The sequence below is a fragment of the Dactylosporangium sp. CA-233914 genome (assembly GCF_050942935.1).
Taxonomy (GTDB): Bacteria; Actinomycetota; Actinomycetes; order Mycobacteriales; family Micromonosporaceae; genus Dactylosporangium.
This window is the reverse complement of the sequence record NZ_CP192030.1, coordinates 10,467,684-10,481,406: the sequence shown is the minus strand read 5'-3', so window position 1 is coordinate 10,481,406 and position 13,723 is coordinate 10,467,684. Positions and strand designations below refer to the sequence as shown.

At 65.5% G+C, this 13,723-nt stretch carries 14 protein-coding genes; 7 read left to right on the top strand and 7 right to left on the bottom strand.

Translation table 11 applies throughout. The features are described 5' to 3' along the window. Positions 1-5: 5 nt before the first annotated feature. Positions 6-410 carry a helix-turn-helix transcriptional regulator gene (locus tag ACQPY0_RS46450; RefSeq protein WP_432995665.1) on the bottom strand — a complete coding sequence of 135 codons (405 nt, stop codon included), beginning with the start codon at positions 408-410 and terminating at the stop codon, positions 6-8. 371 nt (positions 411-781) lie between these two features. Between ACQPY0_RS46450 and ACQPY0_RS46445 the strand changes: the two genes are divergently transcribed. Continuing rightward, positions 782-1,339: an RICIN domain-containing protein gene (locus ACQPY0_RS46445; protein ID WP_432976039.1), complete on the top strand. Its 558-nt coding sequence runs from the start codon at positions 782-784 to the stop codon at positions 1,337-1,339. A gap of 338 nt (positions 1,340-1,677) precedes the next feature. Here ACQPY0_RS46445 and ACQPY0_RS46440 read toward each other — a convergent pair whose 3' ends face one another. From ACQPY0_RS46440 to ACQPY0_RS46430, 3 genes are all read right to left on the bottom strand, one after another. After that, on the bottom strand, positions 1,678-2,976 hold the full coding sequence (locus ACQPY0_RS46440; RefSeq protein ID WP_432976036.1) for a glycoside hydrolase family 19 protein: 1,299 nt from the start codon (positions 2,974-2,976) through the stop codon (positions 1,678-1,680). 930 nt (positions 2,977-3,906) lie between these two features. Then, the gene (locus tag ACQPY0_RS46435; protein ID WP_432976033.1) at positions 3,907-5,379 is read right to left on the bottom strand and encodes an FAD-dependent oxidoreductase; all 1,473 of its coding nucleotides are present in this window, start codon (positions 5,377-5,379) and stop codon (positions 3,907-3,909) included. Positions 5,380-5,422: 43 nt separating this feature from the next. Beyond that, a complete protein-coding gene (locus tag ACQPY0_RS46430; protein WP_432976030.1) occupies positions 5,423-5,824 on the bottom strand; it encodes a YybH family protein in 402 nt (133 codons plus the stop codon). Between the two features lie 57 nt (positions 5,825-5,881). On the opposite strand from ACQPY0_RS46430, the gene ACQPY0_RS46425 reads away from it, so the two are divergent. Next, entirely contained in the window at positions 5,882-6,184 is a 303-nt protein-coding gene (locus tag ACQPY0_RS46425) for a hypothetical protein (RefSeq protein WP_432976027.1), read from the top strand. Here ACQPY0_RS46425 and ACQPY0_RS46420 read toward each other — a convergent pair. Next, complete coding sequence (locus ACQPY0_RS46420) at positions 6,165-7,082, bottom strand: NADP-dependent oxidoreductase (RefSeq protein WP_432976024.1); 918 nt, start codon at positions 7,080-7,082, stop codon at positions 6,165-6,167. The genes ACQPY0_RS46425 and ACQPY0_RS46420 overlap by 20 nt on opposite strands. 464 nt (positions 7,083-7,546) lie before the next feature. Here ACQPY0_RS46420 and ACQPY0_RS46415 point away from each other — a divergent pair, with 464 nt between their 5' ends. The 3 genes from ACQPY0_RS46415 (at position 7,547) to ACQPY0_RS46405 (ending at position 9,481) form a co-directional block, all read left to right on the top strand. After that, positions 7,547-7,840 (top strand): alpha/beta fold hydrolase, encoded by a 294-nt coding sequence (locus ACQPY0_RS46415; protein ID WP_432976021.1) that lies wholly within the window; start codon positions 7,547-7,549, stop codon positions 7,838-7,840. Continuing rightward, positions 7,797-8,417, top strand: coding sequence for an alpha/beta fold hydrolase (locus ACQPY0_RS46410; protein WP_432976018.1), 621 nt, complete (start codon positions 7,797-7,799; stop codon positions 8,415-8,417). Before ACQPY0_RS46415 ends, ACQPY0_RS46410 begins: the two co-directional genes overlap by 44 nt. Positions 8,418-8,662: 245 nt before the next feature. After that, entirely contained in the window at positions 8,663-9,481 is an 819-nt protein-coding gene (locus ACQPY0_RS46405) for an alpha/beta fold hydrolase (RefSeq protein ID WP_432976015.1), read from the top strand. A gap of 361 nt (positions 9,482-9,842) precedes the next feature. Here ACQPY0_RS46405 and ACQPY0_RS46400 read toward each other — a convergent pair whose 3' ends face one another. Together ACQPY0_RS46400 and ACQPY0_RS46395 are read right to left on the bottom strand one after the other, a co-directional pair. Further along, positions 9,843-11,066 carry an NAD(P)/FAD-dependent oxidoreductase gene (locus ACQPY0_RS46400; protein ID WP_432976012.1) on the bottom strand — a complete coding sequence of 408 codons (1,224 nt, stop codon included), beginning with the start codon at positions 11,064-11,066 and terminating at the stop codon, positions 9,843-9,845. Between the two features lie 50 nt (positions 11,067-11,116). After that, positions 11,117-11,308 carry a ferredoxin gene (locus ACQPY0_RS46395; RefSeq protein WP_432976009.1) on the bottom strand — a complete coding sequence of 64 codons (192 nt, stop codon included), beginning with the start codon at positions 11,306-11,308 and terminating at the stop codon, positions 11,117-11,119. 690 nt (positions 11,309-11,998) lie between these two features. Here ACQPY0_RS46395 and ACQPY0_RS46390 point away from each other — a divergent pair. Together ACQPY0_RS46390 and ACQPY0_RS46385 are read left to right on the top strand one after the other, a co-directional pair. After that, complete coding sequence (locus ACQPY0_RS46390) at positions 11,999-12,187, top strand: hypothetical protein (RefSeq protein ID WP_432976006.1); 189 nt, start codon at positions 11,999-12,001, stop codon at positions 12,185-12,187. 122 nt (positions 12,188-12,309) lie between these two features. Continuing rightward, positions 12,310-13,524, top strand: a complete 1,215-nt coding sequence (locus ACQPY0_RS46385) for a cytochrome P450 (protein ID WP_432976003.1) — start codon at positions 12,310-12,312, stop codon at positions 13,522-13,524. Positions 13,525-13,723: the final 199 nt, after the last annotated feature.

Genomic DNA, 13,723 nt, shown 5'->3' with positions numbered 1-13,723 from the left:
GCCGCTCACCGTATGCCGGAGCGCCCGGCGGCCGCTCCCCGAACCCGGATCGGCCGCATGAACTGTTTCGCCACGCAGCCCGGTATCCCGGCGGCGTCCTCGCTCGCGAGCTTCTTGTACGCACTCGGCGACATGCCCACCAGCTCGGAGAACCGCGTGCTGAAGGTGCCCAGCGAGGAGCACCCGACCGCGAAGCAGACCTCGGTGACGGAGAGGTCACCCTGGCGCAGCAGCGTCATGGCCCGCTCGATCCGCCGCGTCATCAGGTAGCTGTACGGCGACTCACCGTACGCGGCCCGAAACTCCCGGCTGAGATGCCCGGCCGAGATGTTGACCCCGCGCGCGAGCTCCTGCACATCGAGCGGCTGCGCGAACTCCCGATCGATGCGATCTCGCACCCGCCGCAGCATGGCCAGGTCCTTCAGCCGCGCCTCGCCCTTCCCACCCACGCCGACCAGCCTGCCCTGTCACCCCCGCCGCGGCAACGCCGACCCCCCAAATCGCCCCCCGTCGTGCGGCCGGCGTCAATCTTGCCACCGATCGGTCCCCGAATCACATCCTCCTGAACCGTGCGGCCGGGCCGGCGAGTGCCAGTGCGAGGCGAATTCTCGGCCCGGTTCACGCGGCGGCGTTCCCGCTTGCCCAACCAGATCGTGTGAACCCGGCACCGCTCGTCACCGTTCTACGGACCGGCAAGTACAGCCCTGCCTTGTCGGCACCTGACGCCTCTGAGTGCAGCTCGAGGTGTGCTCGTTGATTGGAGCCTCGTATGTCTGAATTGATGGATCGGCTGGCCCGGTCGGGCACCGACCGCACGCCCCGGTCCGGGTGGCGCTCCCGCCGCCTTCTCGCGGTTCTCATCACCGTCGTCACGATTGCCATGTCCGCGGTGGCCTTCCAGTCGCCTGCCCAGGCATACGTAGGCACGAACATCCTGCGGAACTGGGAGACCGGGCGATGCCTGGACAGCGACTGGAACGGCGACGTGTACACGCTGCCGTGCGACCTGCCGGTCGGTAGCAACGACCATCAGATCTGGGAGCCGATTCGTCGGGCACATGCCGAGTTTGACGTCGTGATACTCAAGAACAAGGCGACCAGCCGATGCCTCGGCTGGCTTCCGGGCAAGCCCAATGTGATCAGGACGACCGTCCAGTGCGGCTACGACGGCAGGGCCACCGACATCCGCGTTCTGTGGTCCGCGGTCGGCACCGGCTGGGCGAACGTTCTCTTCCGCAACAATGTCGGCGGTGAGGTTCTCGACAGCAACCGCGCCGGCAACGTCTACCCGCACGCCTTCAACGACGGCGGTTTCCAACATTGGAAGTTCGGTTTCTGAGCCATTTCGGATAACGATACGGAGCCCCGCTATGAAGAGGTTCTTCATCGTCATTGGGGCTCCGCGTCGAGCGACGGTCGTGACGGCGGGGGTATATCGGCACCAACTGAGGCAGGTCTTCAAACACTGGCGCGATCTGGCCACACGCTGGTCGTGGTCTGGTCGAGGCGGAGCAGTTTGCCGTCGAGGATCGTCCACGAATACGACCATGCTGCCTAACCTGCGCGGACGGGTTTCCGCACCCGCAGGATCGTGTGGCCGTCCGCTGCGTCACAGATGCGACGGACCGGTCGCGCTGCAAGGCGTGACCGGTCCGTCGATGACAGTGCTCGTCCGCGTCAGCAGGTCAGGTTGCCGCCTGCGGGCACGCCCAGGATGGCGACGAACTGGTTGTAGAGGTTCACCCGGCTCTGTACCTGCGCGGGGTTTCCGCCGTTGCACTCGATGCTGTTGATCGCCCGGATCGTGGTGCCGAAGCCCTGGCCGTTCACCATCGCGTTGTGCGACGTCGTGCCCGCGTTGCCGGTGCCGGTCATCCAGTACCACAGACCGGTCTGCCACGAGATCGACGAGTTCGTCGCCACCAGGTCCGGGTTGTTGAGCAGGTCGACGCCGAGCGCGTCACCCGCCGCCTTGTAGTTGAAGTTCCAGCTCAGCTGGATCGGGCCGCGGCCGTGGTACGCCGACTGGCCGGCCGGGCAGCCGTACGGCTGGCTGGTGTCGCAGTAGTGGGGCCAGTTCGCGGTGTTGATCTCGTTGATGTACACCAGCCCGCCGGTCTCGTGACTGACGTTGGCCAGGAACGCCGCGGCCTCCTGACGCTTGACCGTGTCACTGCCGGTCGTGGCGAACGCGGGGTACTTCTTCATCGCATCGGTCAGCCCGGCGTACGTGTAGAAACCGTTCCGGCTCGGGAACATCTGGTTGAACTGGGCTTCACTGACCACGAAGCCGGTCGTGCCCCCGCCACCACCACCGCCGCCACAGTTGTACGGCGACCAGAACCAGGTGCTGATCGTCGGGTCGTAGCCGGGGTTCTCGTGGGTCGCCTGGTAGTACAGGCCGTTGGTGTACCGCACGATCGCACCGACCGCGTACCACTGCCCGGCCACCCAGTTCGGGTAGCTGCACGAGCCCGTGCCGCCGCTCGGGGCCGTCCATTTCTGGTTGGCGCCGCCGTGGCAGGACCAGATCAGCAGCGGTGTGCCGTCGGTCGAGCCCCAGCCGGCCGCGTCGAGGCACTTGTTGGCCTGGGGGTTGACGATGTCGTTGGCGGCGCTGACGACCCACTGCTGGGCGCCGGTGCCGTTGCAGTCCCAGAGCTGGACCCTGGCCCCGTCGGCGGTGGAGCCACCGGAGACGTCGAGGCACTTGCCGAGGGCGCGGATCGTGCCGTCGGTGCCCACGGTCCAACTCTGGGCGCCGGTGCCGTTACAGGTCCACAGCTGGACTGTGGTGCCGTTCGCGGTGTTGGCGTTGGAGACATCGACGCACTTGCCGCCGTAGCCGGTGATCGCACCGGTGCCCGCGGCGGCCGCGGTGCCGGGGCTGAACGGAATGAGGACGAGGATGCCGAGGACGGCAGCGGCTGCCGCTCCCAGCACCCGGCGCAGGCGCGCCAGTCGTGATCTGTCCATGGGATTGCTCCTGGATGGGGGAGTGTGGCGGAACATGGACCCGGATCTCTATGGGGGACCTTTTCATACCGCAAATGCAGCTAACTGTAAAGAGTCCTTCCTTTTTCTCGACGCGTCGTGACCGGATCCGTCGACGTCCACGCGTGACGCATCGACGCCGGAGAGCCAGAGCCCGCTGACCACACGCGGCGACGTCGGCGCACACGGACGATGAGCTGCGGGCCAAGGCGGCGGCCGTTGCGGCCGGCGCCGGCTGGTCGACAACGATCGCATCTGGGGCGAACGGGCGAAGTACACCTTGCGGTGCTTCGCCGAGGTCGGTCTGTCCCAGGACCGGGATGCCTGCCACGCTCCTTATCGATGCCGGCAACGCCGGGCGGCCGTGACGCCAGTGATCAATTTGTTACGGCTGGTACGGCCGCCGTCACGGCACCAGCTGCGAGTCACCCGATGCGAAGCGAGGTCTGGGGGGGGTGTGGGGTGGCGAAGCCCCCCACTGGGGAGCGAGCGCGAGGAATCCACCGCCGAAACGGCGAAAGAGGGCGAAGCCCTATGAGCAGGCTTCGCCCTCGGCGGTGGACCATACGTGGCAAGAATCAGTGGCGTCCGGCCAGTCGGAATCCGGCGGTCATAGGACTGGCGGGGCGCTGGTTCGAATCTCCGGCGGGGCCCCAAGACCATGGGAAACGGCCGTGACTAGGGGCGATACCGACATCCTGGGCATCGACGGCTGCTGGCCGGTGCCGCCACGCGGACAGTCCGCCAAGCCGAGACGGCCGGCCTCCCTGTCCAGGCCGGCGACCAACACAACCGGACCGTCACAACAACCTGATCAACTCATCGTGAAAGGTAGGGGCTAAACCATCTACCGGAGACCTCTTCGGTTATCGATCACCGTCACGCCGGAACCCAGCCCTCACGAAACACCGCCTAGTGGAAGTGGGTCACATCGACCCTCTGGGGTTCGGCGTGCTGCAGTGCGATCCGCTGGAAGACCTCGGCCTGTGTCGGGTAGCAGTGAACCGTGTTGGCCAGCGCCACCAAGCGCATCTGGTTCGTGATTGCCAGCGTCAGCACGCTGATCATCTCACCGGCGTGCGCCGCCACAAGCGTCGCTCCTGCGATCTCGCCGCTGTCACTGCGCGTGTAGATCACCCCGAATCCGTTCTCCTCGCCGTCGATGAACGCCCGCTCCACCTTGGCCAAGTCGAGCCGATAAGCGTCGATGGCGACACCTTCGTTGCGGGCTCGGCGCGGTGTCAGGCCCACCTCGGCCACCTCGGGATCGGTGTAGGTGCAGTGGGGAATGACGAGCTCCCGTACCGGGCGATGCGCTCCATCCAGCGCGTTCGCGATACAGAGCCGCGCTGTCGCATTGGCCGCGTGCGTGAACTTCTGCGGGAAGGTTGCATCGCCAGCGGCATAGATGTCGGGGTTCCTGGTGCACAGGTATTCGTCTACCTCCACGCCGTCTCTGGCGACGTGTACCCCTGCCACGTCCAGGTCCAGGTGCTCCACGTTCGCCTTGCGGCCGGTGCCGAGCAGCAACGCATCATAGGGCAGCTCGCGTGTCTCGTCGGGGCCCTGCACCAGCAAACGGCCGGCGCCCGCCCGTACTGCCATGAACCCCAGATGGAGCCTTATCCCCTCCTGCTCGAACCGGCGACGGATCAGCTCACCGACCTCCGGCTCATCATGGGGCAGCAGGGTCCTGGGGTGGCTGACCAGGTCCACCTCGCTGCCGAGACGGCGGAAGGCCTGGGCCAGCTCGCATCCCATCGGGCCGCTGCCGATGACGACCAGCCTGGCTGGCAGCTCGGTCAGTGAGAAGACGGTCTCGTTGGTCAGATACTCGCCGGTCCGCAGTCCCTCGATGGGGGGAACCACGGGGTCCGATCCGGTGGCGATCACAGCCTTTCGAAATCGCAGCATCCGGCCCTCGACCTCCACGGCATTCGGCGCGGTGAAGCGCGTGTGCCCGAGGTAGACCTCCGCTCCCGCTTGCTCGGCCATCTCGACCGCATCGCCTGAGCTGCTCATGGAACGCATCCTGCGGACCCGATCCATGACCGAGCCGAAATCAGTTTGGGGCGGGGCGTCGAGCCGAAAGCCGAACTCGGCCCCGCGGCTCGCATCGTGTACCGCACGTGCGCAGCGAATCAGCGCCTTGCTCGGCGTGCATCCGAAGTTGACACAGGTGCCCCCGGTAAGTCGCTGCTCAGTCATAGCGACGCGGTGCCCGCTTGCAGCGGCAGTCGTGGCGGCGGTGAGGCCGCCCGGTCCGCCGCCGAGCACCACCAGGTCGTAGTCACCACCTTCGCGGTTGACCCAGTCAGGTGGGTGGCCTTGGCGGATCGTCCGCTGGTTGTGAACGTCGTCGGGGTACAGATCGACAGTCGTCATGGCGCATCCTCCGTTCGCCGAGAACTGCCGTGGCGCACATGTGTCAGGCGGGCTGTCGCACCGCCGTCCCAAGACGATTGTCGATCAGGTACCGCCAGAGTCCATCCGCGCCGCGGCGTGCGACATCGCTTGCCGTGCCTTCGACGTGCACGTGCTTGCCGTCGGGACCTGTGCCATCAATTGACCAGTCCACCACGATCTCGGCGATATCGCCGGCAACGAACACATGGCGCGCCTTGGCCTCCAGCGGCAGGCCGAGGCTGAGATCGCGCTCGAGTTCGGCAGCGATCTCGGCGCGATCGGTGACGGTTCGCCCGTCGTCCGCAACGAGCACGGCTCCTTCGTACAAGGTCATCATCTCGCTGACCTTGCCGGAGTTAAATCGCTCAATCAGCGACGGGATGACGCCTTCGGGTCCAGTGGGCAGCGAATGGGACTCGGACATCGCGGTCTCCTGTTCGTGTTGGTTGAACTGCAATGTGTCTCACGCTATAGCCGGGTGATGGCCTGGCCGGAGGAGAACGCGGGTGAGGCCTGGCTTGAGGAGAGTCCGCAGGTCATCTTTCATTTCACTCCGGTCGGGTCGGGCTGGATCAACCAGATCGAGACCTGGTTCGGTATCCTGACCCGCCAGTCGATCCGCCGCGGCACCTTCGGCTCGATCAAGGTCCTCCCACTAACGGTTGTCAGGGGCGTTGAACGCACGATGCCCGCCAACTTGCGGGACTGCTGCACCGAGAACCCGGAATGCCGACCTACCGCCCGACGATCGCGTCCCCGAGTCCTCACGGACGAACACGGATGATCGTCTTCCCCTTGATCCGCCCGGTCGGGTTGAGGGCGGCGACGGCATCGTCGAGGGTTGCGATGTTGCCGATGTTTGTCCGCAGTCGTCCGTCCCGTACCCGGTGAACGATCTCATGCAGTTGGGTGCGATCGGACTCGACGACGAAGTCGATCGCCAAGCCGTCCGCGGGCCGCGCCTCGGGCGGCCCGGCGATGGTCACCAGTGTTCCTCCGGCGCGAATCATGCCTGCGGATCGCCTCTGGATGTCTCCGCCGATGACATCGAACACCAGGTCGACGCCGCCGACGTCTTCCAGCGCGTCGTTCTCAAGGTCGACGAACTCCAGCGCGCCGAAGTCGAGCGCCTTCTGACGGTGGGCAGCGCGCCCCGTACCGATGACATACGCGCCAGCCTCGCGCGCGAGTTGCGTCACCATCGTCCCGACTGCGCCGGCCGCGCCGTGCACGAGGACACTCTGCCCCGCCTGAAGACGGCCATGCTCGAACAGCCCTTGCCACGCAGTTAGACCCGGCATCGGCAGGCTCGCGCCCACCGCGAAGTCGACGTCGCCCGGCAGCGGCGCGAGGTTGCGCGCCTCGATCGCCACATACTCCGCCAGCCCGCCGCCGCGATACGAGTCCGTGAGGCCGAACACCCGCTGTCCCACCGACAGCCCTGTCGTGCCATAGCCGAGAGCGGTGACCACTCCGGCCAGCTCCTGCCCGGGAATCGACGGTGTCCGGTCACGGTGGAGGCGATCGGTCCAGGTCGAGGGCCACGTCAGCTCACCCGACGTGAATCCCGACGCATGAACCTCAACGACGACGTCGTTTATCGCCGGTTCCGGCTCGGGCCGCTCCACCAGCGTCATCCCGGCCGTTCCGGCAGCCTCATCTGTCACCACAATCGCCTTCATCGGGCACCTCCCTTACCCAGTCCTCGCCTGCACTGCATGTTCGGTTCACCACTGTTAGCCATGGACGAGACATTCCCCGACGAGCCGTAGTCACTCAGGTAGTCATGCAGGGCATGAAAGACGCCGTTTCCGGCAGGAGTCCATCGGCGGGGAACCTGGCACGGCCGAGAAGTAACACCTCCAAGGCGGCGGCGAGCGCCCAGATCGGGATCATGAACCCGACTAGGAGGTATGTGCGACGAATGTGACCATCAGACGCAGAGGCGGTGGTGCCCCCACCGGACCCGATGGACGATCCAGGCGCCGTGGCCTCCCTGGGGCGTACCGTGAAGGGGAGAGGTCGGCCGGAAGGCCAGCGGTGGTGAGGGTGTCGTACGGCCGGCAACGCGATGGGGCAGCCTGTACTGGGCACCAACCCGAAGGGCCTTGCTCGGGTCGCCCCCAGTGGTTGTGGAGGTGCCTCCGTGCAGTTCTCGGCTCCCACGCAGGGATTTCGGTTGGCGTATGAACACCATGGTTCGGGTGCCCCAGTGGTCCTGTTGCACGGCTGGCCGGGTGACCATACCGACTACGACGAACTGGTCGCGGCCCTTGCCGGCGAGGCGGATGTGATCGTTCCTGATTTGCGTGGTTTCGGGGATTCCGACAAGCATCCGGCCGACCCGCAGGAGGTGTACTCCAGCCGCGGGCAGGCTGCCGGGGTCAGCGCAATGCTTGGACGAACTGGGCGTCAGCAAGGCGGTGGTGTGCGGGTATGACATCGGTAGCTACGTCGCGCAGACCATCGCCCGCGACCGGCCCGACCTGGTGAGCGCTCTGATCGTCTCGCCGCCGCTGCCGGGTGCCGGCGCCCGAGTGCTGGAACTGCAGGCGGTGAAGGAGTTCTGGTACACCTCGTTCCACCAGTTGCAGCTGGCGGAGCAGCTGATCGACGGCCGGCCAGCGGCGGTCCGCGCCTACCTTGGGCATTTCTGGGAGCACTGGTCGGGCCCCGGTTACACGGTCGGTGACGACCGGCTGGACCATCTCACCGAGAAGTACGCGGCGCCCGGCGCCTTCACGGCCTCAATCATGTGGTACCGGGCTGAGGGCAACCCCGTGACTCATTACTCCGGCGAGGGCGAGCCCAGGGCGTCGGCCCGGCTCACCACGCCCACGACCGTGCTCTGGCAGGAGTGCGACCCGATTTTCCCCTTGGCGTGGTCGGACCGGCTGGACGAGTACTTCACCGACCTCCGGTTCCGGCAGCTTGACGGGGTTGGCCATTTCACCCCGCTGGAGGCCACCGACGCCTTCGCCGCCGCCGTCCGGGAACGGCGGGCTGTCCTGGCGTAGCCATGCACCGTCCCACCGGAAGGAGCGGGTCGGGATGGTGTCCGGCAGTGTGCCCAGCGCGGAATGGCGGACGTCATCGCCGCCGGCGCCTCGCTCGACCCGGTGATGGGCGGCTGCGACTGTCAGGGCGTGCCCGTCAGCCGGTGCCGGCCGGCGTTTGACCGTGCCCGGGCGGGTAGGGGACGGGCTGCTGTAATGCCCACCCGCGACCGGGGGACCTGATGGACGTACACCATCACCGTGCCATGACCAACGGCGTCCAGCTCCACTACGTCACCGCCGGATCGGGGCCGGTCGTGCTCTGCCTGCACGGGTGGCCCGAGACGCACCGCGAGTATCTGCCCATCATCGAGCGCTTCGCCGACCGGTACCGTTTCATCGCGCCGGACCTGCGGGGCTTCGCCGACAGCGACAAGCCGTTCAGCGGCTACGATCCGAGGACGATCGCCGCCGACATGCTGGGCCTGCTCGACGTCGAGGGCGTGGACCGGTTCCACATCCTGAGCCACGACCTCGGGGGACCGCCGGCCGTCGCGCTCGCCTACCTGGCGGCCGGCCGCGCGTTGTCGCTCGCGACGATCGAGACACCGTTCTTCGGCCTCGACTACCCGGGGTACGTCGATCCACAGGCCACCTACTGGCACCTCTGGATGCACATGAACATGGACCTCGCCCGCTTCCTGTTGGAGGGGCGCGAGGAGGAGTACCTGCGGCACTTCTTCCGTGACTTCGCCTACGATCCGGGCGCGGTGCCGGAGGCCGAGATCCAGGCCTACGCCATGCAGATGCGGCAACCGGGCAACCTGCGCGCCAGCCTGAACCTGTACGGATCCATCCCGCAGACGACCGAGCAGACCAGGCAGCTGACGGCGGGCCGGCTGACGGTGCCGATGATGGCCTGGGGCGGCCGGTCGTCCTTCGCCTCGCACTGCATCGACAGCGCCAACGCCATCGCGACTGAGGCGCACGGCGGCGTCATCGAGCAGTGCGGCCACTGGGTTTTCCAGGAGCGGACCGAGTTCATCTGCGACCAGCTGGACCGCTTCTGGGCCGGGAAAGCGTGAAAGGCATGGGACAAGATCCGTGGGAAGGCCCGGACCGGGTTTCCTACCCGCGGTGGCCCCGGGGAAGCTGACGGATATGAGCCGCAAGGTCGCGTCCTGGCGGCTGCATCGACGCGCGACCGGCAAGCGACTCAGACGCAGCGAAGCCCGAGCGCGGGCCTGGCTACAGGGCGTCCGGCACCGGTCGCCCGGCCTGTTCGCGCACTGGGCACTGCGGTATACGACCTGACACCTGAGCGGCACGAGCCGGATAAATCGAGAGATTCACGTCCGGATCTGTGGGGGCCTGGGGGTGAGATTCCCCCGGGCTGCCCGGCAATGGGGGGCAATGAAATCGCCCCAAAGTTCCACTAGAGTTCTGTCAATACTGGAAGCGCTTCGCTAGTTCAAGCCGATAGTGGGGCATGCGCCGCGCCGCGTTCCATGCGATGACACCTACCACTTCCTTACCTATCGACGCGGCCGCGATAAAGGAATCTGAGTTGGCGTCTCCCTCGATAACATCGACGGACGCGTCCTTCGGAATGGTTCCCGCTACCTGGATCGTCGCCCCGTGTTGGGTGGTCCAGAAGAAGGGGATTGGAGTATAGGGGTTCCCGACGCCGAGGATGTCGAGGGCTACCGCCCGCCCCTGCTCAGTCGCATTTGTGCGATGTTCCAGTCGCACGTGGCGGCCGAGACCGACGTGGAGCCATCTAGCGATGTCGCCAGCGGCCCACACTCCGGGCGCTGCGCGGCAGTATTCGTCGCAAACAATCCCATCGTCAAGGTCAATGCCGCTGCCCACGAGCCATTCGAGTTGCGGGACGCATCCAATGGAAACGAGAACACACTCGGCTTCCAACTGCGTACCGTCGACCAGTCGAACCTCCCGGACAGCGCTCGGTCTGCGGGGCTCGCCGCTCGACCCAAGATATGGCGGAGGTGGCGGTGGATCTTCACCGACAATGCTCTCGACCTCGCGACCCGTCAATATGCGCACGCCCGCCTTACGGTGAAGCTCCAGGAGCCTCGTCGCACACAGCGGTCCAACACGGCTGGCTAGTGGCGTCAGCGTGGACTCGACGACCGTCACATCGACGCCCATCGCGCATGCTGTCGCCGCCGCTTCCAAGCCAAGGAACCCTGCACCCAGAATCACAAGTCGTGCGCCCGGCCGGAGGTCTTGCTGCAATCGCAGGGAGTCCTCAAGGGTCCGAAGAACGTGCACCGAGGCCAAATCTGGTGCAGGGAAGACCCGCGGCTGAACGCCTGTCGCTATCACGAGCGCGTCGTACGAGTGCTTCGCGCCGTCGTCGGTCGTCACAGCCTTGGAAGCCATATCCAGCTCCCTGGCGCGCCGTCCAGTGAGTAGTCGGGCACCTAGGCCTTCGAGCCGACGCTCCGAAAGCAGCCGCGCCTTCTCTGGTGCCCACGCGCCCGACAAGACGTCCTTGGACAGTGGCGGGCGATCGATGGGCGGCCCAGGTTCGTCGCCCAGGATCGTCACGCTGGTCTCCGGCGCGCGGTGACGGAGAGTCTCAGCCACCGTGAGGCCAGCTGCACCAGCACCGATGATGAGCACAGAGTTGCTAGTCACGGACATCGTCGGCGCATCTCCCGGCTCCCCACCGACAATAGTCGTGGACCGAAGATTTAGTCATCGGCTTCGATGGCGCCAGCAGGGCAGGCGCGTACAGCCTCTATGACGCTTTCATGCAACTCCGCGGGCGCCTCGCTCTGTAAGAGTTGCACTATGCCGTCCTCGTCTTGAGTGAACACCTTGTTCGACGCCAGTACGCACATGCCGCTCGCAACGCACCTCTCGCGGTCCACCAACACGCGCATGTCTCCTCCTTCGCGGTTAAGAGCTGCCCAGCCTGATCCAAGACGTGCAGCTTGGCCAACTGTCCGTGACATCGGCCGACGAGCACGTCGAGTCGCGCGGCTCTTCGAAGGGCGCCACCCGTCCGATGACTGTGATCAGCGATACGGAAGCGTACGCGCGTACGAGTATTGCGTCAACCCGAATGGAACACGCGCATATCCACAAGCACCGAGTCAAGCGCCGATGGTCCCGATGGGGCGTTCCCCGGCTCCCACTTGCTGGTCTTGTTGACTCGCACGCACGTACGGTATCGTTCGGGATGATGTAACGCTGGTCACACGACCGCAGATAGCAGGAGGGCCAATGCGCTGCTTGAAACCCACCGCACAAGCGCAGGCCGGGCTGATCCTCGGCCCGCCGGCAGTCCCGACGGCGGCGAGCACCAATGGGGTCAACGTGGCAGCGATGTGGGCTAGCGTCAGCGAGCGCATGACGCGCCTAGTTCGCATCGATTCTCCGGCCACCGATACTGCCCAGTCGCCGGCCCAGGCAGGTCCTCGGGTCGGCGGACTTGCGACGACGACGGCATTCACAACCACGCATCGGATTTCCAGGGCCCCCCTCGACGGCGCCGTGGGTTGTGGCAGTGATTTTGTGTACGGCGTTTGCGATCCATCACCGGCACGTCAGCCCGTCAACAAGGAGCTGGCGTGGAGGTGACGGGCGATGCTTCGGCTGACGAGCCATTGATGGAGGTCATCTGTCCGGCATGTGGCGGAATCGTCGAGGCAATCGGCGCTGAAGAGCTGGTCGCCGTCGCGACGGAGCACACTCGCGACGTACATGGATACGACGTACCGCGCGAGCACATACTCAACTCGGCCCGCAGCATTGATTGACAACAGGCGGCAAGGCAAGGTTTCCCTTTTGCGCTGCTATCCCGCCAAAGGTGCCGATCGGTGGCAGTCGCGCTCACGGCGGTAACGTGCGAGCACAAGTAGCCAGGAGATATCCAGCAACCATGACATCAGCCAAGTCAACCCAGGTTCCCTTCGTTTCTCTGGACTATTTTACGGCCGAGTTCAACGCAAACCCCTATCCCAAGCTCGATGAGCTTCGGGAGATTGGCCCTGTCGTATACAACGAATATTTGGATCACTGGGCCATTACATCGTTCAAGATTGGCTCGCGCGTCCTGGCGAATCCCAGGGAATTCCGAGCCGACCGGCAACTCGAGTCGGTCTTCGGTGGCGCCACCATGCAGGTTGAGGACTCAGCCCTCCATGGTGAGATCCGAGGTGTCTGGGCACGCGACTTCCAACGGGACACCCTTGACGAGCAGCGCGCCGTGGTCGACGAAGCCGTCCGATCTGCAGTCGACCCATTCGTCGAACGGCTCCGCGCCGGTGAGACTGTCGACGCCGTCCGGCATATGACGCGCGGAATCCCTGTGCAGGTTATTGCTCAAATGCTCGGTATCGGTCTCGACCCACAGACGTTGCGGCAAGTCGCGGAGTGGAGCGACCTCATGGGCGCGATCCCCTCAGGCCTGCTCGACCCGTCCCCGGCTGGAGAGGTAATTCTGCAAAAGGGAGCCGAGGCCACTCGAGCACTACATGAATTCATCGGCGCTGAGATGGATAAGCGGCGCTTGGATCCAACAAGCGACCTTATCTCGAAGATGACGAATTCGTCGGTAGCCAACCAGCTCAGCGAACGGGATCTCCGAGCGGGGAACAGTCAGTTGATCTTCGCCGGCAACGAGACAACAGCGAAACTGATGGCCAATATTATCGTTGCACTCGGGGACCACCCGGATCAACGCCGCGCTGTCGGGATCGACCACTCGCTCATCCCCGCAGTCATCGAGGAGGTCCTCCGCTGGCAAAGTGTCTCCCAGGTTGCGCGGCGTGTGGTTCGTGGTGACGACGTATTCGTCGACGGCATTCAGATTCCGGACGGCGCCAGAGTGGTCGTTCTCTTGGGCGCCTGCAACCGGGACCCTGACAGATGGGACGAACCAGACAAGTTCGATATCCGGCGTGAGCGCCGACAGCATCTTGGCTTTAGTTTTGGCATCCACACTTGCTTGGGCCAGAATCTTGCGCGCCTGGAATCGGCGGTTTGGCTAGAGCAATTCTTGGAACGGCTGCCGGACTACGAATTGGCCGGAGATATCGATTACGGGCCAGGTTTCGCGGTACGTGGGCCCGAGGCGGTTCCTATCCGGCTGTGACGACCCCGTCAATTCGGCGAGTGGGTGCGGTCTTGGCCCGGAGTGGCGCGTTGGAATGAATCGGTAGCGCTTGACCGCGATTCGTGCCGCTGCCGCCTTCCCGGCGTGGGTGACCGGCCCAGGCGGCTGGATGGTGGTGACGTCCCCGGAAGTGGTGTAGGTCTTCGCCGTTGAGTCTCGTCGTGTTGACGGTGACGTA